The sequence below is a fragment of the Pseudomonas sp. MD195_PC81_125 genome (genome assembly GCF_014060985.1).
Lineage (GTDB): Bacteria > Pseudomonadota > Gammaproteobacteria > Pseudomonadales > Pseudomonadaceae > Aquipseudomonas > Aquipseudomonas parakoreensis.
This window is the reverse complement of record NZ_JABULD010000265.1, coordinates 1-24,797: the sequence shown is the minus strand read 5'-3', so window position 1 is coordinate 24,797 and position 24,797 is coordinate 1. Positions and strand designations below refer to the sequence as shown.

20 protein-coding genes and 2 pseudogenes are annotated in these 24,797 nt (G+C 61.2%); 6 read left to right on the top strand and 16 right to left on the bottom strand.

Going from position 1 to position 24,797, the window contains the following annotated elements; genetic code table 11:
- Positions 1–130 precede the first annotated feature (130 nt).
- From dxs to HT737_RS11860, 4 genes are all read right to left on the bottom strand, one after another.
- Complete coding sequence (dxs, locus tag HT737_RS11875) at positions 131–2,029, bottom strand: 1-deoxy-D-xylulose-5-phosphate synthase (RefSeq protein ID WP_182402634.1); 1,899 nt, start codon at positions 2,027–2,029, stop codon at positions 131–133.
- 91 nt (positions 2,030–2,120) lie between these two features.
- On the bottom strand, positions 2,121–3,008 hold the full coding sequence (gene ispA, locus HT737_RS11870) for a (2E,6E)-farnesyl diphosphate synthase (protein WP_121187419.1): 888 nt from the start codon (positions 3,006–3,008) through the stop codon (positions 2,121–2,123).
- On the bottom strand, positions 3,005–3,247 hold the full coding sequence (locus tag HT737_RS11865; protein ID WP_007894317.1) for an exodeoxyribonuclease VII small subunit: 243 nt from the start codon (positions 3,245–3,247) through the stop codon (positions 3,005–3,007). The genes ispA and HT737_RS11865 overlap by 4 nt, the downstream gene beginning before the upstream one ends.
- Positions 3,248–3,352: 105 nt before the next feature.
- Complete coding sequence (locus HT737_RS11860) at positions 3,353–4,498, bottom strand: Fic family protein (protein WP_095668207.1); 1,146 nt, start codon at positions 4,496–4,498, stop codon at positions 3,353–3,355.
- 281 nt (positions 4,499–4,779) lie between these two features.
- Between HT737_RS11860 and HT737_RS11855 the strand changes: the two genes are divergently transcribed.
- The 6 genes and pseudogenes from HT737_RS11855 (at position 4,780) to HT737_RS11830 (ending at position 14,966) form a co-directional block, all read left to right on the top strand.
- A complete protein-coding gene (locus HT737_RS11855; RefSeq protein ID WP_047296857.1) occupies positions 4,780–5,571 on the top strand; it encodes a YfaP family protein in 792 nt (263 codons plus the stop codon).
- Positions 5,572–5,609: 38 nt separating this feature from the next.
- Entirely contained in the window at positions 5,610–7,322 is a 1,713-nt protein-coding gene (locus HT737_RS11850) for a DUF2138 domain-containing protein (RefSeq protein ID WP_182402632.1), read from the top strand.
- Complete coding sequence (locus HT737_RS11845; RefSeq protein ID WP_047296855.1) at positions 7,307–7,957, top strand: DUF1175 domain-containing protein; 651 nt, start codon at positions 7,307–7,309, stop codon at positions 7,955–7,957. The genes HT737_RS11850 and HT737_RS11845 overlap by 16 nt, the downstream gene beginning before the upstream one ends.
- A pseudogene (locus tag HT737_RS11840) lies at positions 7,954–12,529 on the top strand (alpha-2-macroglobulin). The gene HT737_RS11845 and the pseudogene HT737_RS11840 overlap by 4 nt, the downstream one beginning before the upstream one ends.
- Position 12,530: 1 nt before the next feature.
- On the top strand, positions 12,531–14,150 hold the full coding sequence (locus HT737_RS11835) for a DUF2300 domain-containing protein (RefSeq protein WP_182402630.1): 1,620 nt from the start codon (positions 12,531–12,533) through the stop codon (positions 14,148–14,150).
- A gap of 3 nt (positions 14,151–14,153) precedes the next feature.
- Entirely contained in the window at positions 14,154–14,966 is an 813-nt protein-coding gene (locus HT737_RS11830; RefSeq protein ID WP_182402629.1) for a YfaP family protein, read from the top strand.
- 23 nt (positions 14,967–14,989) lie between these two features.
- Here the strand turns inward: HT737_RS11830 and HT737_RS11825 are convergent, their stop codons facing one another.
- The 12 genes and pseudogenes from HT737_RS11825 to HT737_RS31195 all read right to left on the bottom strand — a co-directional run.
- Positions 14,990–15,424, bottom strand: a complete 435-nt coding sequence (locus tag HT737_RS11825; RefSeq protein ID WP_182402626.1) for a hypothetical protein — start codon at positions 15,422–15,424, stop codon at positions 14,990–14,992.
- A 15-nt stretch (positions 15,425–15,439) separates the two neighbouring features.
- Positions 15,440–16,000: a hypothetical protein gene (locus HT737_RS11820; protein WP_182402624.1), complete on the bottom strand. Its 561-nt coding sequence runs from the start codon at positions 15,998–16,000 to the stop codon at positions 15,440–15,442.
- 157 nt (positions 16,001–16,157) lie between these two features.
- Complete coding sequence (locus HT737_RS11815) at positions 16,158–16,397, bottom strand: type II toxin-antitoxin system RelB/DinJ family antitoxin (RefSeq protein WP_095668213.1); 240 nt, start codon at positions 16,395–16,397, stop codon at positions 16,158–16,160.
- A 440-nt stretch (positions 16,398–16,837) separates the two neighbouring features.
- Entirely contained in the window at positions 16,838–17,584 is a 747-nt protein-coding gene (locus HT737_RS11810) for a helix-turn-helix transcriptional regulator (protein WP_121187402.1), read from the bottom strand.
- Between the two features lie 223 nt (positions 17,585–17,807).
- Positions 17,808–18,335, bottom strand: coding sequence for an inorganic diphosphatase (gene ppa, locus HT737_RS11805; RefSeq protein WP_003205933.1), 528 nt, complete (start codon positions 18,333–18,335; stop codon positions 17,808–17,810).
- Positions 18,336–18,447: 112 nt separating this feature from the next.
- The gene (locus tag HT737_RS11800) at positions 18,448–19,260 is read right to left on the bottom strand and encodes a zinc-dependent peptidase (protein ID WP_182402622.1); all 813 of its coding nucleotides are present in this window, start codon (positions 19,258–19,260) and stop codon (positions 18,448–18,450) included.
- 4 nt (positions 19,261–19,264) lie between these two features.
- Complete coding sequence (locus HT737_RS11795; RefSeq protein ID WP_041064947.1) at positions 19,265–19,915, bottom strand: DedA family protein; 651 nt, start codon at positions 19,913–19,915, stop codon at positions 19,265–19,267.
- 284 nt (positions 19,916–20,199) lie between these two features.
- Entirely contained in the window at positions 20,200–20,661 is a 462-nt protein-coding gene (locus HT737_RS11790; RefSeq protein ID WP_007958617.1) for an N-acetyltransferase, read from the bottom strand.
- 114 nt (positions 20,662–20,775) lie between these two features.
- Positions 20,776–21,601 (bottom strand): annotated as a pseudogene (gene eutC, locus HT737_RS11785) (ethanolamine ammonia-lyase subunit EutC).
- A 5-nt stretch (positions 21,602–21,606) separates the two neighbouring features.
- On the bottom strand, positions 21,607–23,001 hold the full coding sequence (locus HT737_RS11780) for an ethanolamine ammonia-lyase subunit EutB (RefSeq protein WP_095668214.1): 1,395 nt from the start codon (positions 22,999–23,001) through the stop codon (positions 21,607–21,609).
- A 179-nt stretch (positions 23,002–23,180) separates the two neighbouring features.
- Positions 23,181–24,551, bottom strand: a complete 1,371-nt coding sequence (gene eat / locus HT737_RS11775; protein WP_095668215.1) for an ethanolamine permease — start codon at positions 24,549–24,551, stop codon at positions 23,181–23,183.
- Between the two features lie 16 nt (positions 24,552–24,567).
- Positions 24,568–24,797, bottom strand: a 230-nt coding sequence (locus HT737_RS31195) for a hypothetical protein (RefSeq protein WP_220459373.1), incomplete at its 5' end; no start/stop codon positions are given.

Genomic DNA, 24,797 nt, shown 5'->3' with positions numbered 1-24,797 from the left:
ACTGGTGTTTCAGGTGTACACAAATCAAATGTGGGAGCGAGCCTGCTCGCGAATGCGGTGGATCAGTCAGTATTACTTTGACTGACAATCCGCATTCGCGAGCAGGCTCGCTCCCACAAGGGTATTGCGTTTATTTGTCGAGTAAAGCCAGACGCTCGCGTATCGACGCTTCGATCCCCACTTCATCCAGCCCGCACTCGGCCAGCATTTGCGCCGGTTTGGCGTGCTCGACGTAAATGTCCGGCAAGCCCAAGTGCAGCATCGACCTGAGGATGTTCTCCCGCGCCAGGAATTCGCTGATCGCACCACCGGCGCCGCCCATGATCGCGTTCTCTTCAATGGTCACCAGCAGTTCGTGGCTGCCGGCGATCTCGCGCACCAACGCTTCATCCAGCGGCTTGACGAAGCGCATGTCGACCACGGTCGCATCCAGCTTCTCGGCGACTTTCAGCGCTTCGGTCAGCTGCACGCCGAACACCAGCAGAGCGACTTTGCTGCCCTGACGACGAACAATGCCCTTGCCGATCTCGATCGGCTCGAGGTCTTTGTCGATGCTCGCATTCGGGCCGGTGCCGCGTGGGTAACGCACCGCCGCCGGGCCGTTGTACAGGTGGCCGGTGGTGAGCATCTTGCGCAGTTCGTTTTCATCGCTCGGGGTCATGATGACCATGCCCGGGATGCAGCGCAGGTACGACAGGTCGAAGCTGCCGGCGTGGGTCGGGCCGTCTTCGCCCACCAGGCCGGCGCGGTCGATGGCGAACAGCACGTCGAGGTTCTGCACCGCGACGTCGTGCACCAACTGGTCGTAGCCGCGTTGCAGGAATGTCGAGTAGATCGCCACCACCGGTTTGGCACCTTCGCAGGCCATGCCGGCGGCGAACGTCACGGCGTGCTGTTCGGCAATTGCCACGTCGAAATAGCGCAGCGGGAAGCGTTCGCTGAACGCCACCAGGTCCGAGCCTTCCTTCATCGCCGGGGTGATCCCGACCAGACGCGGGTCAGCCGCCGCCATGTCGCACAGCCACTCGCCGAACACCGCCGAATACTTCGGCCCACCGGCCTTTTGCGGCGCGGCGGCCGGAGCGTCGACCGGTTCGAGCTTGGTGATCGCGTGGTAACCGATCGGGTCGACTTCCGCCGGAGCGAAGCCTTTGCCTTTCTTGGTGACGATGTGCAGGAACTGCGGGCCTTTCAGATCGCGCATGTTGCGCAGGGTGGCGATCAGGGTCGGCAGGTCGTGGCCGTCGATCGGGCCAATGTAGTTCCAGCCCAGCTCTTCGAACAGGGTGCCGGGAACCAGCATGCCCTTGGCGTATTCTTCGGTGCGACGGGCGATTTCCCAGGCGCCGGGCAGGCGCGACAGGACTTTCTTGCTGCCCTCACGCATGCTTGCGTAGGTGCGGCTGGAAAGGATCTTCGCCAGATAATTCGACAGGCCACCGACGTTGCGCGAGATCGACATGTCGTTGTCGTTGAGGATCACCAGCATGTTGGCGTTGACTTCCGGCGCGTGGTTCAGCGCTTCGAAGGCCATGCCGGCGGTCAGCGCGCCGTCACCGATCACCGCAATCGCCTTGCGCTCGCTGTTTTGCAGGCGGGCGGCAATCGCCATGCCCAGCGCTGCGCTGATCGAGGTGCTGGAGTGGCCGACGCCAAAGGTGTCGTACTCGCTCTCGGCGCGACGCGGGAAGGCCGCGATGCCGTCCTTCTGGCGCAAGGTTTCCATGCGCTGGCGACGACCGGTGAGGATCTTGTGCGGATACGCCTGATGCCCGACGTCCCACACCAGCCGGTCATCCGGGGTGTCGAACACGTAATGCAGCGCGATGGTCAGCTCGATGACGCCCAGGCCGGCACCGAAATGCCCACCGGTCTGGCCGACCGTGTAGAGCAATTCCAGGCGCAACTCATCGGCCAGGGTTTCCAGCTCGGCTTCGCCTAACCGGCGCAGGCCGTCCGGCGTGTTCGCGCGGTCGAGCAGGGGCGTGGTCGGGCGCTTGCGGGGAATCTCATGAAACGTCGTGGGCATCAGGCGAATCGTTATAGGTATAAAAGATGCGGCAGTTTACCTGATGCATCGCCCCCTGCCCACGCGTTGGTCTTTTTTGGCGGATTCGCCGTCAGTTGCGCCGCTCGACAATATACCGGGCCAGGTCGCGCAAAGGCTCGGCGGCCGCGTCAAACGGTCGCAGCGCGTGCAGGGCTTGATCGCGCAGCTCAAGGGCATAGGTCTTGGCCGCCTCCAGCCCCAGCAGGGCCGGGTAGGTCGGCTTGTCGCGGGCGATGTCGGCGCCCTGGCGCTTGCCGAGGGTCTCGGTATCGCTTTCGACGTCGAGAATGTCGTCCTGCACCTGAAAGGCCAGACCGATGGCCTGTGCATAAGTCTGCAGGGCCTTGAGTTCATCCTGCTCGGCACGGCCGCTGGCCAGAGCGCCGAGTTTGACGCTGACTTCGATCAGCGCGCCGGTCTTGTGCCGGTGCATCTGCTCCAGCGCTTGTTGATCGAGCTTCAGACCGACCGAACCGAGGTCGATGGCCTGACCGCCGACCATGCCCGCCGGGCCTGCCGCGTGCGCCAGCGCCGTGACCTGTTGCAGGCGGATGTCGGCATCCAGATTGCTCAGGCGCGGATCGAGCAGGGCGCTGAAAGCCAGGCTCTGCAAGCCGTCGCCGGCGAGGATCGCGCAGGCTTCGTCGAATTTCTTGTGGGTGGTGGGCTGGCCGCGACGCAGATCGTCGTCGTCCATCGCCGGCAAATCGTCGTGCACCAGCGAGTAAGCGTGGATCAGCTCCACCGCGCAGGCCGCGCCGTTGGCTTGCTCAGCCTTGCCGCCCAGCGCTTCGCACGCGGCGTAGGCCAGCAGCGGACGCACGCGCTTGCCGCCGATCATCACGCTGTAGTGCATCGCCTCATACAGGCGCGACAGCTCCGGCAGCGGTGCCTTGAAGAGGATTTCCAGTGCCGCATTGACTCGCGCCTGGCTGGTCGCCGAATAGGCCGCAATCATTCTGGCTGGTCCGCGTCGAAGGGTTCCTCGGCGAGTTCGCCATCGCGCTCCAGCAGCACTTGCACTTTCTGCTCGGCCTGGGCCAGCGCTGCCTGGCAGTCACGGGTCAGACCGATGCCTTGCTCGAAAGCGGTCAGCGAGTCTTCCAGCGACAATTCACCGTTCTCCAGACGCTCGACCAGTGTTTGCAGGTCGGCGAGGGACTGTTCGAAATCCAGTGCAGCTTTTTTGCGGGCCATGGCGGCGATTTCCGGTTGACGTTAAACCGGCGCGACACTAGCAGATAGGGGGTTTATGGGCAAATGAGCGGGGCTTTCGTAAGCCCTCGCCAATGGGGCAGCGGTTCAATTGGAGGAATTGTCCGGGTAGGTGATTTTGTATCGCGTGCTCCGTCCGCCTCCGGGCATTCGCTGCAGACAACCCTTTTCCAGCAGTTCCGCCAGATGTCGCGTCGCCGTGGCTTTGGAGACCTTGGCAACCGCCTGATACTGCGCCGCGCTGATACCGTGTTCGAACCCGCGCTCTCCACCGTCGAGCAAACGATTGAGTACTTTGATCTGCTCCACCAAAAGCTCGGATTCACGGTGCGCCTGCCAAAACCGGGTTTTACCCAGCACACTTTCGATCCGCGCGATGGCTTGCTGCAGACTGCGTAAAAGCGTCTGCAGAAACCACGTGAGCCACTGGGTGACATCCAGTGTGGCTTTTTGACTGGCCTCAAGCACTCGGTAATAGCCGCTTCGGTCATCGAGGATGCTGGCCGACATCGCGTAAAACCGGATGGCCTGTGCTTCGCCTTGCGCCAGCGCCAGATCGGTGATGGTCCGCGTCAGGCGTCCGTTGCCGTCATCAAACGGATGCAGCGTGACAAACCAGAAATGCGCGATGCCGGCCCGCAGCAACGGATCCAGCGCTGTTTGATGCTGGCTGGCCTCGAACCAGGCAAGAAACCTGTCGAGCTGCCGCTCGAGACCTTGGCGCGGTGGCGCCTCGAAATGCACAGTAGGGCGGTCGAGACGACCGGAAACTACCTGCATCGGTTCGTCACCGCGAAGCGCACCGACATGCATCGACCTTGCGGTAAAGTCGCTTTCCTGATCCGGAAACAGCCATCGATGCCATTCCAGTAATCGCTCCAGCGTCAGTGGTTCAGCGAAGCGCCGGGTGGCGTCGAGCATCAGTTGCGCCAGGCCTTCGCTGCGTTGGCTGACTTTATCGCCGTCGGGCAATTCCAGCCCCAGGCGTCGAGCCAATGACGAACGCACTGAGCCGACATTCAACTGCTCGCCTTCAATCGCCGAGGAGGTCACGATGTTTTGCAGCAGTGCGTCGAGTTCGGTCTGAGCGCTCAGGGAGTTGCCAACAGATCCGGCCATGCCCATCAATTGGCCTTGTGCCTGCACGCACTCGCGCAACAGGGGTGCCAGACGTTCGGCCTGCCAGTTGAAATCAGGCCAGTCAGGTTGTTGCCAGATCCATTGAGTCGTCATCGGTTATTGCCTGTAATAGGGCTGTGAGCCGAATAGAATCGCTATTCGGCTCATTTGGTGAGCCGAATATGACGGCTATTCGGCTCACCGTCCACTTTACGGCGTGATTCTCGCCGCAAATCCACATGTATCCGATTGTTAAAAAACTGCCGAATCGCTAATCTTCGCGCCTTCTACGACCCGCTAGTCACGGGGTCTTTCAGACGAAACGCAGTTTCCACCGCTGTGAAGTACCGAGGATCGGGTGCAAGGTTTCGTTCAGGCATGGCAGGAGGCATTACATGCGTTCATTTCTTTGGCTGCTGATCGGTTGGGCTTGCGCGCCTGCGCTGCTGGCGGCGCCGACTGCCGAGCTGTCAGAGCCGTCCGGTGGCTGGCGTTATCACGGCCTGCTTGATCGCAGTGAAAACCCGCAAGTCGCCTATCCCACCCCGCCAATCGATCGTGGCATCCAGCGCAATCGCACGATGATCCAGGGCCAGCTCAAGGCTATCGGTCATCAGCGCGGGCCGCATACGCTGGCGGTCAACGGCAATCCATTGAATCTGTACACCGACGATGACGGGCGTTTCGCCCGGCCTTATGCGTTTGGCGCCGGCTCCAACAGTGTCGAAGTGCGCAGTGCCGAGGGTCAGTCGCTCAAGCGTGTGCAGTTCTATGAAGCGAACAACTTGCGCACCCCGGCGAAAATCCGCGTGGTGCTCGGCTGGGATGATCCCAAGGCCGAGCTCGACCTGCACATCATTACCCCGGACGGCCAGCATGCGTTTTTCGCCCACACGGCGTTGACCAACGGCGGCGGTCTGGATCCGGATGGCGTCGATGGCCCCGGCCCGGAAATGTTCACCATGACCGCGCCGCTGCATGGCACCTATCTGGTTTACGTCAACTATTGGGGCAACTTCGGCGACGGCGGCTATAACTTCGAGGAGGCCAGCAATCAGAACGAGGTCATTACCTCGCAAATCACGCTGGTGCTCAACGAAAACACGGTCGACGAAAAACGCGAAACATTCATCGTGCCCCTGCGGGCGATCGGTGATCTGCTGCTGGTCAAGACTTTCAACTATTAAGCATCCCGCTCCACGGATGAACTTCGGGTTTTGTGAACATGAGTGATAACGCTGCTTCTCCGGCCGTCCCGACTCCCGCCGGCCAACCTTCCCGGCGCTGGCCGGCGCTGCTGATCGGCCTGGCCCTGGTGGCTGGAGCAGCCGGTGGTCTTGGCTGGCTGCTGCACAAGCCCAAGGTGCCGGCGGCGGCATTGGCCAGCGACAAGCTCGGTCTGAGCCGTCCGGATGCGCTGCTGGAAACCCGCTCCCTGAGCCAGTTGCCCAAGGACCTGCTGACGGTGCCGTTCCTGAAGGCCACGCTCACCGAAGATTTCGTCTTCTATTACGAAACCCACGCCGACCGTCTCGGCCTGATCGGCAGCCTGCGGCGGATCATTTACGAGCACGACCTGAAGCTGCAGGACAGCCTGATCGAACAGCTTTTCGACCAACCGGCCGATGTAGCGTTGTGGCGCGGTGCCGACGGCCGGCTCAAGGATTTCCTGCTGGTGATGGATCGCGGCGGGTTGGCGAAGCTGCTTGAACCGTTGGCGAAAGTCGCGCTGGACGATGCGCAGCTCAGCGTGTTCGCCAGCCTCAAGGTCGGCGGTGACGAAGTGCCGCTGTACCAGCTCAGCTACAACGCCAGCAAATCACTGCTGTTCGCGTCGCGTGGCGACAAACTGGTGGTGCTGTCCAACCCGAACAAATATTACGACCCCGCCAATGGCGAATCGGAAGAGTCCGGGCACGTCTCGCCGCAGGCGCTGGCCGCGCTGCTCAACGGCGACAAACTGTTCCCCGAGGCCTTCGGTCTGCCGGCCAGGGCGCCGGAGATCAAACAGCGTCTGTCGGTCAATTCCAGCGTCCTTGCGATGGGCTATCAGCGCTTCATCCCGAACTTCGCCGGGCTGCGTTTCGACATGGACGACAAAGGCTGGCACAGCTATCTCGCCATGGATGAGCTGGATAACCAACCGGACTTCGATTTCAAACCGGTGTGGCAAGCCATGCCGCTGGGCGCCAGTGCCTGCGTGACCTTGCCGGTGGCGGCGGAACCGCAGAAACCGCTGCTGGTGAAACTCGGCGCCGACGAAGCCGTGGCGCAGAAACTCACCGAGCACGTCGCCGGTGCGGCAGGCCTGTGCTGGTACGCCGATTCGCGGTTGTACACGCCGTTGCTGGTCGCCAGTCTGAAGGATGAGGACAGCAGCAAGCTCGATGGCGACCTGGGCACGTTGTTCGGTTCGATGGTGGGCGCCTACGAGTCGAATGTCGATGAACACGCGTTCCCGGTGGTCGAAAAGCAGGAAGGCCAGAACCATGTCTGGCAGCGTCAGGTCAGCTCCAACTTCGGTCCGTACGCCGCCAAGACTGCCGAGAACCCGGACGCGATCAGCGGCCGCGCTTTCATGAAAGTCAGCCTCGCGCGTCACGGTTCGACGCTGCTGTTCTCCCTCGACGACAAACTGGTCGACAAGGCCCTTGGCACCCTCGACAAGCGCTTCCCGCCGATGGCTGACGTGCTGCCGAAAGATGTGTTGATGCCGATCTACTTCGGCCCGGATTCGATGGCGCAACTGATGCAGCAGGAAACCCTCGACAGCCTGCCGCAGGACATGGAGCCGGTGTTCTACAACGCCGCGCAAACCTACCTGATCCCGAAACTGCGCACCCTCGGCGGTATGGGCAAATACGCCCTGACCTTGCCCGAAGGCAGTGAGCCAGACGGCCACTGGCAATGGCTGCCGCTGGAATGGAAAGCGCTGTGACGGCATTGATCCGCAACCTCGGCCTACTCGCGCTGTTGCTCAGCGCCAGTGCCCGAGCCATCGAAACGCCTGCGCTGGATCCGGCGCAGTCCCAGGTATTCCGCGCCTGGTTCGTGCGCATCGCTCAGGAGCAACTGAGCCAAGGCCCGAGCCCGCGCTGGTATCAGCAGGACTGCGCAGGCCTCGTGCGTTTTGCCGCCAACGAAGCGCTGAAGGTCCACGACGACAAATGGCTGCGCAGCAATGGCCTGTCCAATCGCTACCTGCCGCCGGAACTGTCGCTCAGCGATGAGCAGCGCAAGCTCGCCCAGCAATGGCAGCAGGGCGGCGGCAAGGTCGGGCCGTACGTCAACGCGATCAAACTGATTCAGTTCAACAGCCATCTGGTCAGCCGCGACGTGTCCCAGGCACGCCCCGGCGACCTGATGTTTTTCGATCAGGGCGACGACCAGCACCTGATGATCTGGATGGGCCGCTACATCGCCTATCACACCGGCACGACCACCCCCACTGACAACGGCATGCGTTCGGCAAGCCTGCAGCAACTCATGACATGGAAGGACACCCGATGGATACCCGACGCAGCCAACCCCAACTTCATCGGCGTCTATCGACTGAACTTTCTCTCCCAATGACCGGTGCCCGCATGCTGCGACTCTGCGCTCGAATTCCTCTGCTGCTGGCGCTGTTGCTGCCATTGGCGACCGTCAACGCTGAAGATTCGGTGGAGCCAAGCGGCTACACGCCAGTCGCCGGTGAAAGCTTCTTCCTGCTGGCCGACAGCAGTTTCGCCGCCGACGAGCAGGCGATGGTGCGTCTCGAGGCACCCGGTCGCGACTACCGGCGCTTCCGCATGGAGCCGTATGGCGGCGCCGACATTCGCGTGTACCGCATCGACAAACCGCTGGATTTCCTCAAGCGCCAGAAGAACCTGCACCGGGTGGTCAGCGACGGCCAATTCAGGGGCGAAGGCCTGTCCAACACCCTCGCGTACCTGTGGGACAACTGGTACCGCAAATCGCGGCGGGTGATGCAGCGCGCGTTCTCCTATGAGTCGCGCAAGCAGGTCACCGAGGAAGTGCCGGAGCTGAAGATGGGCACCGCCATCGCTGCGCCGACGCCGTACGACGCGCAGCCGCAATTCGCCTTGATTCCGGGTCTGCCGGTGGTCAGCCAGTTCCGTTATCCGCTGTGGCAGGCCAAGCCGATCCAGCCGCCGGCCGGCGTCAATCTGGCCGGGTCGTCCAGCGAGTTCGTCAGCGTTGCGCCGGGTAACGTGTACATCCCGTTGGGCAACCTGAAGCCGGGCCTGTACCTGGTCGAAGCGCTGATCGGCAAGTACCGCGCGACCACCATGGTCTTCGTTTCCAACACCGTGGCGGTGAGCAAGATTGCCGGCGATGAATTGCTGGTCTGGGCCGCGCGCAAACACGAAGGCAGTTCGGTGCCGAAGGTCAATGTGCTGTGGACTGACGGCCTCGGCGTGATGAGCAGCGGTGCCACCGATGCCGATGGTTTGCTGCGCCTGAAACACGTCAGCCCCGAGCGTTCGTTCGTCATTGGCGAGGATGAAGAGGGCGGGGTGTTCGTCTCGGAAAACTTCTACTACGACAGCGAAATCTACGACACCAAACTCTACGCGTTCACCGACCGGCCGCTGTATCGCCCGGGTGATTGGGTGTCGCTGAAAATCGTCGGTCGCGAGTTCAAGAATGCGCGGGATTCGGTATTGCCGGGTGCGGCTGACGTAACGGTCAGCGTACTGGATGCCACCGGCACCGAGCTGCAGCACCTCGACCTGAAACTCGATTCCAAGGCCGGTACACAAGGCCGGTTCCAGTTGCCGGACAACGCCGTGGCCGGTGGTTACGAGATCCGTTTCAACTACAAGGATCAGGCCTACAGCAGCGCTTTCCGAGTGGCCGAATACATCAAGCCGCACTTCGAAATCTCGCTGAATCTGGCCAAGCAGGATTACCGCACCGGCGAACCGGTGAAGGGCAGTCTGGTGCTGCTGTACCCGGACGGTAAACCAGTGGCCAACGCCAAACTGAGCCTGAGCCTGCGTGCCCAACAACTGTCGATGGTCGACAACGAGCTGCAATACCTCGGGCAATTCCCGGTGGAGCTGACCAGCACCGAACTGACCACCGACAGCAAGGGCAACGCGACCCTCGACCTGCCGGCCGCCGACAAACCGAGCCGCTACATGCTCACGGTGTTTGCCAGTGATGGCGCGGCGTATCGGGTCAAGACCACCAAGGAAATCCTCATCGACCGTGGCGCCGCGAGCTTCCGCCTGAGCGCGCCGCAACGCTTCAGCGCGGTCAACGACAAAGTTGCGTTCCGCTACGTCAACGAGGGCGGCAGCGAGCAGAGCAAAGCCGTGACCCCGAGCAGCTACAGCTGGGTGCGTCTGGAAGACCAGAGTACCGGTGAAGGCAAACTGGCGGCGACCGACAAGGGCTTCAGCATTGCCTTCGAGCGTCCGGGTACCTACAACCTGACGCTGAAAGATCAACACGGTCGGGTCATCGGCGCCACCGGCCATTCGGTCACCGGCGACGGAGTCAAAGCGGTGCCGGGCACTGTGGAAATCGTCCTCGACAAGCCCGAGTACAAGGCCGGCGATGAAGCGCTGGCACTGATCACCTTCCCTGAGCCGGTCAGCGATGCCCTGCTGTCGCTGGAGCGCGACAAGGTCGAAGCCACCGCGCTGCTGGCCAAGGGCGGCGACTGGCTGAAACTGGAAAAACTCAGCGACACCCAATACCGCGCGCGCATTCCGGTGAAGGACAACTTCGCGCCGAACCTGACCTTCTCGGTGCTGTACACCAAGGGCGGGCAGTACAGCTTCCAGAACGCCGGGATCAAAGTGATTGCCCCGCAAATCGACGTGGCGATCAGCACCGACAAACAGGTGTATCTGCCGGGCGACACGGTGACCGTCGACCTGACTACGCAGTTCGCCGGTAAAGCAGTTCCGGCGCATCTGACGGTGAGTGTTGTCGATGAAATGGTCTACGCGCTGCAACCGGAAGTCGCGCCGACCATCGACCAGTTCTTCTACCACCCGCGTCGCAATAATGTGCGCACCAGCGCCAGCCTGTCGTTCATCAGTTACGACGTGGCGTTGCCGGGCAGCCCCGGCGCGCCGGGCAAGGCCAACCGCAGCGAACGTGGGGTGAAAGTGCTGGAGCGCCCACGTCGCGAAGACGTCGACACCGCCGCATGGCAACCGGAATTGCTGACCGGTGCCGACGGCAAAACCCGCTTCACCTTCAAGATGCCGGACTCGCTGACCCGCTGGCGCATCACCGCCCGGGCCATCGCCGACGACGGCCAGGTCGGGCAGAAAAAGCAGTTCGTTCGCTCGGAAAAACCGCTGTATCTGAAGTGGAGCGGGCCGAGCAAATTCCGCAAGGGCGATCAGCCACAACTCGGTGTATTCGCTTTCAGCCAGGCCGAGAAACCGGTCAAGGCTGAGCTGGTCAGCCATTACGCCGGCGCCGAACAACGCCTGCCGGTGACGCTGAACAACGGCATCAACTATGTGCCGCTGCCAGCGTTCGCCCTGGCCTCGGGTGAGTGGACTGCCGAACTGGTACAGGACGGCAAAAACCGCTGACGCCCTCGCCGTGCGCCTGAGTGCGACGGGTGACGGCTGGCAGGTCACGCAAACCCAGAGCCTCGACGTGGCCAGCGGCGACACACCGTTGAGTTTGCCAGCAGATGCCACCGATATTCGCCTGCGTCTGGATGACAGTCCGCAAGCGCTGTTCCGTTCCGCGCTCGACGATCTGCTGAGCTACCCGTACGGTGGCGTCGAGCAGACCGCCAGCCGCTTGCTGCCGCTGAGCATTGCTTATCCGTCGCTGGCGTCGAACCCGCAGATCCGCGATCGCCTGCGCCTGATCATGCAGAACAGCCGCCTGCGTCTGGTGCAAATGGCCGGGCCGTCGGCGAGCTTCACCTGGTGGGGCTTCGACGGCGAGCCGGACGCGTTCCTCACCGCTTACGCCTACTACGCCGACTGGAACGCCAGTCAGGTGCTGGAACTGACCTTGCCACCGGAGCACTGGCAGCGAGTGCTGGAGGTCTACGCCAAGCAAGCGCCGAACACGCCGCTGCTGCAGCGGGCACTGATTCTGTCTTTCGCCAAGCAGATGCACCTGCCGGTGAATACCCTGCTCAGCGGTTTGATGGACGATCTGGCCAAGGCCGGTGAGGGCAATGCCGAAAACCTGATGGACGCTGGTGAAGACAGCCTGGTGATGAGCGATCCGGATTCGGCGCTCGGTCTGGCGGCGGCGCGGGTGTTGACCGCGGCGCTGGCCACGCAGTCGAAAGTCGCGTTGCCGGACGCATTCAACCGTCAGGTTGGCGCGGCGCAACAGCGTCTGGCGGTCAGTTCGCAGCCGTTTGCCGAAGCGCTGAACCTGTCGCTGCAACCGTTTGATCAGGCGCGGGCGACGGCGCTGTTGCAACGTCTGTTGCCACAGCAATCGACCCTCGAACGCGCCCTGGCGCTGAGCTGGTTGCAACGCAGCATCGCTCAGGCCTCGCCGACCATCGCGCTGCTGCCGGGTGAAGGCTGGAAGAAAAACTACGGCGCAACCGGTGAGATGTTCTGGACCTGGCAGGGTGCGACGCCGGTGCCGAGCGTGTTGTCGGTGTCCGGTACTCAAGAGCGTCCGCTGCGTGCGGCACTGAGCTTCCAGACCCAGCAACCGGCCGTCGATCCAATGGCCGTGACTATCACCCGCCGTTTGTCGCGGCTGGTGCCGGGCGATGAAGCGTTCACCTTCAAACTGGAACCGGTCGGCAACAAGCCGCTGTCCAGCGATAGCCTGTACCTGGACGAAGTGATCCTCACCAGCAAGGCGCCAAAACCGCTGCGCTACGGCATGCTCGAAGTGCCGCTGCCACCGGGCGCCGATGTCGAACGCACCACCTGGGGCATCAAGTTGCAGGGCAAGGACGGCACCGAGCCGACCGCGCTGGAGAAGGCGCGCTTCGAGCCGGGGCAACTGGCCTACGCGGTGCCGGTGGATGCGCTGAGCGGCGAATTGCGTTTGCGCCATCTGGTGCGCTTCTCGCAGAAGGGCCAGTTCAACCTGCCGCCGGTGCGTTTCACTCAGGTCTACGCGCCGCAGCATCAGGCCCGGGAAGCGAAAGCCGCCCTCGGTCAGGTCACGGTCAACTGACATGAACCGGCCGCTGCTGTGGCTGCTGATGTGTGTGATGCCTGCGCTGGCGACGGCGCAGGATGAGCCGCTGCGGCTGGCGTACAAGGGTGAGTTGCTGTCGTTGAATCACACGCAACTGATCGCTCGCGAGCCGTTGCCGCCGACGCTGGAGACGCCGCTGGGCAGCCTGTGGAAATTGTTCGTCTATGCGTGGCTGGTGGATACCGGTGCCCGCGAGCCGGCGTATGAGTGTCGCGGACAGTCGAAGGACGAGGTTTATTGCTGTTCGGCGGGCGGCAGGATCGAGCGTGATCAGGCGTTGGTGAAATCCTGCGGCTTGTACTTCGAGCCTGCGCGGTTGGGCATCTCAGCTGCCGATTGGCGCACGTATTGGCAGGCGCGGCAGGCGCCGGCGTGGTTGCTGGATTTGCCAACCGTGCAACCGGCTACCCGGGTTTCCGTGGCTGATTTGCTGAAAGTGTTGTCGTTGCTGCCGGCACAGGAGCAGATGCGCCGCGTGTTGCTCGACGTCGTGCTGAATGCGGCGGACGGCAATGTGGTTGGTGAGCTGGGCGGGCGCTTGCGGGTGAAGACCTGGAGCTGGCTCGGCGATCAGGATCCGCAGTCGCGCCAGGGTGGTTTCGCCGGTTGGACGGCGGACGGCTCGCCGATCTGGGCCGGTGGCCGGGGCACCAGTCAGATGGTTTTGCGCCACTACGGGCAGGCGTTGGCGACGGTGTTGCCTGCTTCCTGGCCGGCGGAAGCGGGGCGTTGTGTTGAGGTCGGACTGTTCTCGCGTTATCCGGTTTCGCGAGTTCTGTCGGGTGAGCGCGTTGCTGGTTCCGGGCCTTTGCAGGGCGACTACCGCGTCGAATTCGCCAACGGCAATGCGCTGGATATCCACAGTTCCGGCGAACTGTTTCTGCTCAACGACAAACTGGTCGCCAGACTTGATCGCGAAGAATACGTCGCCCGCGTCCTTGAGCGCGAAGCCAAACCTGAACCCGCCGAAGCTGCCAAAGCCTTGGCCGTGGCGATCCGCACCTATCTGCTGCAAAACGCCACGCGCAACGGCGATTGCCTGAGCATCGACGACAGTAGCAACCGTCAGCGCGTCGCTCCGCGCCCGGCCTCCGCCGAGTCGCGCAACATTGCGGCGTGGACCGCGGATCTGGTGTTGGCCGGCAGCACCGTCACCTATCACTCCGATCAACCCGGCCCGGACAAACTCGCCTGGCAACAAGCCGTCGAGCAGGCCAGCGCCGGCCAGCGCTATGACGCGATTCTGCTGCACGCTTATCCGCGCGCCAGCCTCAGCCGTTGGGACAACCCGGTCGCTTCCTGCGAAGCGCTGCCTGCCGCGCAAGACTGGCTGCAAAAGCAGCGTCGCGGCTGGCGTCCGACCCTGGAAAGCGAAACCGGCTACAACGAAGTCAGCACGTTCGCCGTGTGCAAACTGGCGTTCGGCCGCCCGTTTGTCGATCGCGAACGCCAGCGCATTTATGTGCGCGGCGTGCTCACGCTGCAGGATCGCCTCGATCTGACTCACGAATACCTGCACCTGGCCTTTGAAGCACATCCCAACGGCCAGGATGAAACCTACATCGAAGGGCTCGCCCGTCACCTCTTGCTGGAATAGACCATGACACTCCGTTATCCACAGGTCTTGCTGTTGCTCTGCGCGTTCAATGCATGGCCGATGGCGATGGCCGCCGACCGCGTCAAACTCGACACCCCGGTCGGCGGCTGGCGCACCGGCGCGCCCGAGGGCGAAGGCGAAAACTTCCGCCAGACCGTCAACTACCCGGCTTCTTCGGTCAACACCCCGGTCGGCCAGGCCAACACCGCACGCATCAGCGGCGAAATCAAAGCCACCCCCAAGAACAAGGAGCCTGGGCGACTGATCGTCAACGGCGTCAGCATGCCGCTGAAAATCGACGACAGCGGCCGCTTCGACCGTCCGTTCTCCTTCCCCAACGGCAGCAACAGCGTCGAAGTGCGCAGCCCCGACGGCCAGCAACGCCATCGCACGCAGTTCCTCAACGCCAGCGGCGGCGCGACTCCGGCCAAACTGCGCGTGTTGCTGTCGTGGGACAGCGACGGTACCGACCTCGACCTGCACCTGATCACCCCCGACGGCGCGCACATCTGGTACGGCGATCGAGTCGCGCCCAATGGCGCGGCGCTCGACGTCGACGTCACTACCGGCTACGGCCCGGAAATCTTCGCCATGCCGGCACCGATCAAGGGCCAGTATCTGGTGTATGTGAACTACTTCGGCGGTGGTTATCGCGGGGATGATGAAGGCGGGGAAGAGGCGGTGCAGCCGCTGACCACGGCGCAGGTGTCGGTGATTACCGAGGAAGGCACGCCGAGCGAGAAGATGGAGACGTTTGTGGTGCCGATGCGGGCGGTGGGGGAGTTGACGTTGGTGAAGTCGTTCAGTTATCCCTGAGCAGGTACCTGCTCAGGGTTGCACTAGAAACCGGGCGGAATATAACCGGGCACGAACGGCACGTTGATGCACTTGCCGTGAATGATCTTTCCGCCCTCGATCCTGAACAGCACGATCTTTTTCGCCTTGTTGACGGTGGCTTCGAGTTTGCAATCGGAACTGTGGCCGACCGTCTGGTAATACTCGGTGTAAACCATGCCGTTACCGGTGTGATTCATTGAAGTCCCGGCCGCTTCCGTGGTGGTCCAACTGGACGATTTATACCAGGTGAGCACAGCCAGATTCTCGCCGTTGGCCCCGGTCTGTTTTTTCATCGAGTCGGGTTTGCCAAACAGATCGAGCGCTTCCTGAACATCGCGTCCTTCCCAGCGCGACTGCGCAATCAAGTGGCAGCCATTGATCAGCAAAACGGCGGGCGTTATCAGCAGCGCCAATAACGTTTTAGTCCATGGGTTCATCGTGATTCCCGCCGCTTACTTGTTGCCCAGGATCGAGTCGAGGTTATCCATCATCTGGCCTTTCTCCTGAATTGGCGCCAGTTTGAAGAACATCTGCTGCATACCCTGAATCATCTGCAGGTACTCCATCTTGCCCAGCGCAATCATGTCCTTTTTATTGGGTGAGCAAACGAACTCGCTGGTGCGCTGCACCCAGAACTCCTTCGGCTGCTGCCATTGGTCATTAACTTTCAGGTTGCGCATCATGTAGGCGATGCGATCAACCGACTGGCCATTGAGCATTCGGACCTTATTCGTCGAACACTGAACTTCGAGGTTGTAGGCATCGATCATCGGTTTGCCGGGTTCTTCATACACCAGTGTCACGGCGACCAACTTGGCCCCCTTGGTGCGCTTCGACGGCACGACTGAAGTGCTGTCGGCGACATACATGATGTTCTTGTGGGGAATACCGTTGCCGTAAATGATCCACCAGTCACCAACGAGCTTCGGCTCGTCTGCCAAGGCTGAAGTGGTAGCGGTCAGGAGTACGGTCAGTAGAACAGCGAATTGATTGAGTTTGAAAAACGACGACATGGTGTTGCTCCATTCCTTGGCGCTTTTGTAATGCACAAAAACAGAATGGAAATTTAGTGGTGAGGTTGGGCGCGGGGCAATTAGGGCGGATGTGCTAATGGCTTATTGCGATGCCTGTTTGTTCCACTCCTTTAAAGCACGACGATCGAATTCAAGACTATAGGTCATCCAGACTTACCTTGACTCGTTGAGGGGAAGCGAGACGTTCGCTAACAACGGCAATGAGCGCTTCATCTTCTTCGCTGATAAGTGCGGTCTTGAACGGCAGTTTTCCCCGCTCAGCAACGTATTGAAGTGTTTGGCGCAGAAGCTCTGAAGGTGTGACGCCGAGCTTTTCCAACTCGGCGAAGGAGCGTCGTTTCAGCTCATCATCAATGCGGATGTTGATGGAGGCCATGATGCAATACCTGTAATGACGTTTGTCGTTACGGTAGCAGGGGCACCGAACCAGGCAAATGGGAATTCAGGTTTCAGACGGTAGGCCTGGCTTTCTTTCAGGCATTAAAAAGCCGGCTTGTGGCCGGCTTCTCGGGGACTGGCTTGGTTTATTTTTGGTAAACCGCGTCAGCCTTCAAAACGTACACCCGGATCTGCGTCCGGCTGTGGGACTTGGTCAGACGTTGGTCTGCCGCGTCAGGCGTCATCTGGGCCGCGGGAGCGGGGCGATGCGCAAATGTGGGGCGCAGGATACTGAGTTTTGTCGGGGATTCCCAGTCTCAAGTGCGGAATAGAGCCACTGCGGGGGCAAAATTCGTCATTTGTACTGATTTTCGGGGCCTCTTCGCGAGCAGGCTCGCTCCCACAGGTGTTGGTGCAGGGTCGAAGGTCCGTATCCGATCAGAGAAACGGCACCACCGGCCGGCGTTTGCCCAGGGTCGACCACCAGAATACCCAGCCCAGGATATGGATTCGTTGCTCTTCGATCTGCGCGGCGCGAAAGATTTCGTCCGGGTGTTCGGCGCTGTTATGGCTGCGCAGGCGCAGGGCGTTGCCGGGCATGCGGTGCAGGTATTTGATGCGCAGCATGCCGTCGTGTTCGATGGCGTAGATTTCGCCGTCGACCACCTGGGTCAGGCCGCGGTCGATGCCGACGATGGAGCCATCTTCGATGCGCTCGGCCATGCTGTTGCCGATCATGTGTGCGCAGATGGCGTCGGTGTGGCGGATTTCCAGTTGATCGAGGTGGGCGCGGGGCAGGCGGATGGTTTGTTCGGGGTCGAGGATGACGTGGGTTTTGCCGGCGCCGTTGGTGATCGGCGTTTCCTTGAAAAACGGCAGTTCGATGTCCCTGGGGTCGATGACGGTGTAGACGCCGCGGATGGCCTCGGCATCAAAGGTGTCGCCGTTGCTGGCAGGCGTCTGCAGGCGCGGTAACTCCTTGCTGCCTTCGCCGGTCTTCAGCCACTCGCTGTTGACCGAGAGCAGGCGCGAGACTTCCTCCATGCGATACGCCGGGACACCCCGGGTGTACCAGTTATGAATGTTTTGGGCTTCCGTGCCCCAGAACTTTGCGAATCCCGTGGTGGTGATGTTCGCTGCTTCCAGGAGTGCCTTGAATCTTGGACCGCTAGTGTTCTTTCTCATAAACACCGAGTCTACGGCCGTGCCAGAGCGGTTTGAATAAACCGGGTGTTCAAAAAAAGGCTGTATTTTGCGACTGGATGTAAGACGTGCTTGTGGGAAATCACTCACATCGAAACTTTTCTGTAGTCCGTGATAAACACACTGTTTAAAACGCCATTGCTCAGGCACAAAAAACCCCGGATCAACCGGGGTTTTCTTCAGGCATCTTGCAGTCAGCAGGTGCTTAGCCCTTGTAGGCAGCAACCGACTTGGTGATCGCTTCGCGAGCGGCGTCAGCGCCAGCCCAGCCTTCGATCTTGACCCACTTGCCTTTTTCGAGATCTTTGTAGTTCGCGAAGAAGTGCTCGATCTGCTGGATCAGCAGCGGTGGCAGGTCGGTGTATTCTTTCACGTCGACGTACAGCTGGGACAGCTTGTCGTGTGGCACTGCGATGACTTTGGCATCGCCGCCGCCGTCGTCGGTCATGTTCAGGATGCCGACTGGGCGCGCGCGGATCACCGAGCCTGGAGCAACCGGGTAAGGGGTCACAACCAGCACGTCGAGGGGATCACCGTCGTCAGCCAGGGTGTTCGGGATGTAACCGTAGTTGGCCGGGTAGAACATTGGGGTGGCCATGAAACGGTCAACGAACAGGCAATCGCTGTCTTTGTCGATTTCGTATTTGATCGGCGCGTGGTTGGCCGGGATCTCGATCGCGACGTAGATGTCGTTCGGCAGGTCTTTGCCAGCCGGAATCTTGCTGTAGCTCATTGGGCGTTGCCCCCGTAGTTGACCAAAAACACTTGGCCGGATTGACCAAAAAGTGGCGGCGATTATAGGCATATTCCTACGCCGACGCCACGTACCAGAAGTCGTGCAGCGCTTACGCGTGCGCCTGATAGACCGGGTCTGTGGCCTGAAGTTGCCGCAGCCTGCCCAACGGATCCTGCCGGTAGAAAAGCTGCAGTTGCAAGTAGACCTGTGGATAAGCCGCGTGCAGCAGATCCGGGGCGCTGAAAAAGTATTCGCTGGTGACCGCGAAGAACTCCGCCGGGTTTTCGGCGGCGTACGGGTCGATGGCGGTTTCGGCGTCGGGGTTGCGGTCGAGCTGGCGGTTGAGGTCATCGTAGGCGTGTTGCATGACCTCGGCCCAGTCGCTGACGCGCATGTCGGTGTGCAGCGGCGGCAGGCCGTTGGCGTCGCCGTTGAGCATGTCGAGTTTGTGCGCCAGTTCGTGGATCACCAGGTTGTAGCCTTCCCAGCCACCACTGGCCATCACCCCCGGCCAGGCGAGGATGATCGGGCCCTGTTGCCAGGCTTCGCCGCTGTGTTCACCGTCCCACTCGTGCTCGACACCGCTGGCATCGCGATGCCGTTGCGGGCTGAGAAAGTCATCGGGATAAAGGACGATTTCGTGGAAACCCTGATACCAGTTCAAGTCGCCGAGATTGAGCAGCGGCAACTGGGCCTGGGCGGCGAGCAGCAGGCGTTGTTCCTGATGCAATTCGACACCGGGCAGGGCGGTCAGGTGTTTTTCTTCGAGGAACAGGACGCAGGCTTCACGCAACCACTGGTCTTCGGCGGCGCTGATGCCGTCGAGAAAACTCAGGTGATGACGCACCCGTTGCCACATCTCGTCGGCAATCGGGTGCCTGGCCAGAATGCGCCGGCGACGCCAGGCGCTCAGTGACCACATCGGATCAGTGGGTTTCGACTTTGGCGCCGCCGAAACGGCTGCGCACCACACCGATGATCATCGGTACCAGCGACAGCAGGATGATGGCGACCACCAGCAGCGACAGGTTCTTTTTGATGAACGGCACGTTGCCGAAGAAATAACCCAGGGTCACCAGACCGCCGACCCACAGCACGGTGCCGAACACGCTGAACGCGAAGAAACGCGGATAAGGCATTTTCCCGACGCCGGCGACGAACGGTGCAAACGTGCGGATGATCGGCAGGAAGCGCGCCAGGGTCACGGTTTTGCCGCCGTGCCTGTCGTAGAAATCGTGGGTTTTTTGCAGGTAATCGCGACGGAAGATTTTCGAATTCGGGTTGCTGAACAGTTTTTCGCCCGCCGTTCGGCCAATCACGTAGTTGGTGCTGTCGCCGAGGATCGCCGCGAGCATCAACAGACCGCCCAATAGCACCGGATCCATGCCACCGCCCGCCGCCACGGCACCGGCGATGAACAACAGCGAATCACCCGGCAGGAACGGCATCACCACCAGACCGGTTTCACAGAAGATGACAGCGAACAGAATCGCGTAGATCCACGGCCCGTAGTTGGTGACCAGCAAATCGAGGTACACATCGAGATGCAGGATAAGGTCGAGCGGGTTGAAATCCATGGGGGCACCTGTGGTAACGGCCCGACTCGGCAGGCCTGTGCGGATGATTCGGGTGTAAGCCTACAGCGGGGTGTAGTTTTTCTTACAAGCCGGAAAGCTCGGGATTATACGGTCTGAGAGGTGAAAAGCGCGTTGGTTTTGTAGCGAGGGATGTCGGGGGGTGAATAAATGTCAGGCAGACTTCGGGTTTGATAAAAGATCAAAAGATCGCAGCCTGCGGCAGCTCCTACCTTTGGAATGCGTTATCCCTGCAGGAGCTGCCGAAGGCTGCGATCTTTTTGATTTCAGAGCTCGTCGCTGATCGGCAACACGTAGTTCTTGAACTCGGTGTCTTCCTTGAAGCCAATGGATTCGTAGGTCTTCTGCGCCACCTCATTGTCAGCACTGGTGGACACGCGCATGCGCACGGCCTGGGTTTCCTTGGCCATTTTCTTCGCGGTGCGGATCAGGTTGTCGGCCACCAGCTGGCGGCGGGCATCTTCGGCGACATAGATATCGTTGAGGATCCACACGCGCTTGAGCGACAGCGAGGAGAAACTTGGATACAGCTGGCAGAACCCCATCAGTTTCTTGTCGTCATCATCGGCCAGGGCCAGATAAATCACCGATTCCTTGCGTCGCAGGCGCTTTTCGAGAAACGCGCGGGAGGAATCCGGGTAAGGCAGGGAACCGTAGAACTCGCGATACTTGACGAACAACGGGGTCAGCAAATCCAGGTGTTCGAGGGTCGCTTGAATAATCCGCATGATAGGTCTCGTCTTCAAGTGGCTGTCTTCAACTGCTCTGACGGCGATGGGAAACCCTGCGGCCGTGCTTCGATCCTGCCTCAAAGCAGCGCAGAAACGCAATGCGGAAACGGTTCAGGTTGTGGGTGGATCAAGCAGGAAGTTTCCCTTCATGTCCGCACCGGTGTCCGACTCCAGCGTCTGTACTTGCGCTTCATCCTTCAGGTTGACCCCCGACAGCTGCCGCCGACAGGCTTCGCGCATCAGATACAACAAGCGATGCGCCGCCATGCCATAGCTCAAGCCCTCAAGCCGCACATTGGAGATGCAATTGCGGTAGGCATCGGTCAGCCCGACTTTTGGATTGTAGGTGAAATACACACCGAGGCTGTCGGGCGAGCTGAGGCCCGGACGCTCGCCGATCAGCATCACGACCATTTTTGCGCCCAGCAACTGACCGATCTCGTCACCGATGGCCACTCGACCCTGTTCCACCAGCACCACGGGGGCAAGTGACCAGCCGTCGGTGCTCATCTGCTCCTCCAGACGGCTCAGAAACGGCAAGGTATGGCGATGCACCGCCAGCGCCGACAAACCGTCCGCCACCACAATCGCCACGTCGACCCCGCCGGGATTGGCCTGCGCGTGCTCATGCAGGGCCTGCGCCGAGGTGTCGCCGAGCTTGCGCCCCAGATCCGGACGTTGCAGGTAGCTGTTGCGATCGGTCGCCGCGCTGTGCAGCAATAAACTGTCGCGCCCCGCGTTCGCTCAGCTGCGCACTGAGCCCGGCATGATCGAACGGCAGATGCACCGCATCCCGCGCCTGAGCGTGGGCGAACTGGAAATCCAGCTGGGCGCGGGTTGGCAGGCTGGTGCCGGTACGGCCCAGGGCGATGCGCGCCGGGGTCAGGCGGCGCAACTCCAGCCAAGGGTTTTGCGGGTCCACAGGCGGTTTTTCCATCACACTCATCCCAGTTGCGCCAGCGCCTGGCGGAAGGCCGGCGGCAGGTTGTTGCCAAAGCGGACCTTGCCGTCCGCCTGGGTGAAAATACCCATGTTCGCCAGCCATTGCTCGAACTCCGGCGCCGGCTTCAGGCCCAAAGTCTGACGGGCGTAGAGCGCGTCGTGGAACGAGGTGGTCTGGTAGTTGAGCATGATGTCGTCGGAACCGGGAATGCCCATGATGAAGTTGATCCCGGCGACACCGAGCAACGTCAGCAAGGTGTCCATATCATCCTGATCGGCTTCGGCGTGGTTGGTGTAGCAGATGTCGCAACCCATCGGCACGCCGAGCAACTTGCCGCAAAAATGATCTTCGAGGCCGGCGCGGATGATCTGCTTGCCGTTGTACAGATATTCCGGGCCGATAAAGCCGACCACGGTGTTCACCAGAAACGGCTTGAAGTGCCGCGCGACGGCGTAGGCCCGGGTTTCGCAAGTCTGCTGATCGACACCGTGGTGGGCGTTGGCCGACAGCGCGCTGCCCTGGCCAGTCTCGAAATACATCAGGTTCTGCCCGAGGGTGCCGCGCTTCAGGCTCAGCCCCGCGTCATAGCCTTCCTGCAGTACATTGAGATTGATGCCGAAACTGGCGTTGGCCGCTTCGGTGCCGGCGATCGACTGGAACACCAGATCCAGCGGCACACCACGATTGATCGCTTCGATCGAGGTGGTGACGTGGGTCAGCACACAGGCCTGAGTCGGAATGTCGTAACGCTGGATGATCGCGTCGAGCATCTCCAGCATCGCGCAGATCGAGGCGATGCTGTCGGTGGCCGGGTTGATCCCGATCATCGCGTCGCCGTTGCCGTACAGCAGGCCGTCGAGAATGCTCGCGGCGATGCCGGAAGGTTCGTCGGTCGGATGGTTCGGTTGCAGGCGGGTCGACAGGCGTCCGCGCAGGCCGAGGGTGCCGCGAAATTTTGTGACCACGCGGATCTTCTGCGCCACCAGCACCAGATCCTGCACGCGCATGATTTTCGACACGGCGGCGACCATTTCCGGGGTCAGGCCGGGGGCGAGCTTGCGCAGGCTGGTCTCGTCCGCCGCATCGCTGAGCAGCCAGTCACGGAAACCACCGACGGTGAGGTGGCTGACCACGGCGAAGGCTTGTTTGTCGTGGGTGTCGATGATCAGTCGGGTGACCTCATCGGCTTCGTAGGGAATCAGCGCTTCCTGCAGAAAATGCGTGAGCGGGATGTCGGCCAGCGCCATTTGCGCGGCCACGCGTTCGCCGTCGTTGAGCGCGGCAACGCCAGCCAGGAAGTCTCCCGAGCGCGCCGGGCTGGCTTTGGCCATGACGTCCTTGAGGCTGTCGAAGCGATAGGTCTGGGCGCCGACGGAATGGGCAAATGCGGCCACAATATCCTCCTGTAAACGATAAACCCGCTGTAGGAGCTGCCGCAGGCTGCGATCTTTTTGACTTTGATTTTCTAAAAACAAGATCAAAAGATCGTCCGAACGCGGCCCGAGCCTTCGGCAGCTCCTACAGAGTTCCAGCACAGTGCCTCGATGGGCGCTGTGCACTTTTATATGGCAGTTCAGATACCTTCGAGCATAGCGTCTGCCGGGGCGTCGGCGCGTTGTTTGGCGGTCAGCTGGAAGTACAGGTAGCCAGCGGCCATGAAGCCGAGGAACACGCAGCCGATCAGCGTGTTGAACCACGCCATCGCCACCAGGCACACCACCGCCAGAAACAACGCAATCGCCGGCACCACCGGGTAGCCCGGGGCGCGGAAGGTGCGTTCCAGATGCGGTTCGGTTTTGCGCAGTTTGAACAGGCTGAGCATGCTGATGATGTACATCACGATCGCGCCGAACACCGACATGGTGATCATCGCGGCGGTCAGGGTCATGCCTTGCAGGTTGACCAGGCCGTCGCTGTAGATCGCCGCGATACCGATCACCCCACCGGCCAGAATCGCCCGGTGCGGGGTCTGGAAGCGTGACAGCTTGGCCAGACTCTTCGGCAGATAACCGGCGCGGGCGAGGGCGAAGAACTGTCGCGAGTAACCAAGAATGATCCCGTGGAAACTCGCCACCAGGCCAAACAGGCCGATCCACACCAGCATGTGCATCCACGAGGAGTTGTTGCCGACCACCGCTTTCATTGCCTGTGGCAGTGGATCGTTGATGTTCGACAGCTGGCGCCAGTCGCCGACACCGCCGGCCATCACCATGACGCCGATGGCGAGGAATACCAGAGTCAGAATGCCGCTGACATAAGCCCTGGGAATCGTGCGTTTCGGATCCTTGGCTTCTTCGGCGGCCATGGCCGCGCCTTCGATGGCGAGGAAGAACCAGATGGCGAACGGAATCGCCGCGAAGATCCCGGGGATCGAGCCCAGTGTGAACTCGTTGGCGCCCGACCAGCCGTTGAGCACGAAGTTGCTGAAGCTGAAGCCTGGCGCAACCACGCCCATGAACACCAGCAATTCAGCGACCGCCAGCACCGTGACCACCAGTTCAAAGGTGGCGGCGATGCTGACACCGAGGATGTTCAGGGTCATGAACACGAAATACGCGCCGACCGCCGCGATTTTCGGGTCAAGTCCCGGATATTGCACGTTGAGGTAGGCGCCGATGGCCATGGCAATCGCCGGTGGGGCAAAGACGAATTCGATCAGCGTGGCGATGCCGGCAATCAACCCGCCTTTCTCGCCGAACGCCCGACGGCTGTAGGCAAACGGCCCACCTGCGTGGGGAATTGCGGTGGTCAGTTCGGTGAAACTGAAGATGAAGCAGGTGTACATGGTCGCGACCATCAGCGCCGTGACCAGAAATCCGAGGGTGCCGGCCGTGCCCCAGCCGTAACTCCAGCCGAAGTATTCGCCGGAAATCACCAGGCCGACAGCAATGCCCCAGAGGTGCAGGGTGCCGAGTGTGGGTTTGAGCTGTGTGGTGGAAGTCATAAGTCCTCTCTGTTTTTTATTGTTCGATCTGTTGGACTTTCGGGTGCAGCGGTTGAGGTGGATGGAAGCTGTTCACGCAGCGGCAGTTTTTTTGCAAAACCTGAATGACGGGTACGCAAGGGCCGTGCCAGAGCGGCCAGGCCTTGTGTTGTGTCATTGAGGACGCCATCGCTGGCAAGCCAGCTCCCACAGTTTCTGTGGTGTACCCGCGATCAAGATCTGCAAAGATCCCTGTGGGAGCTGGCT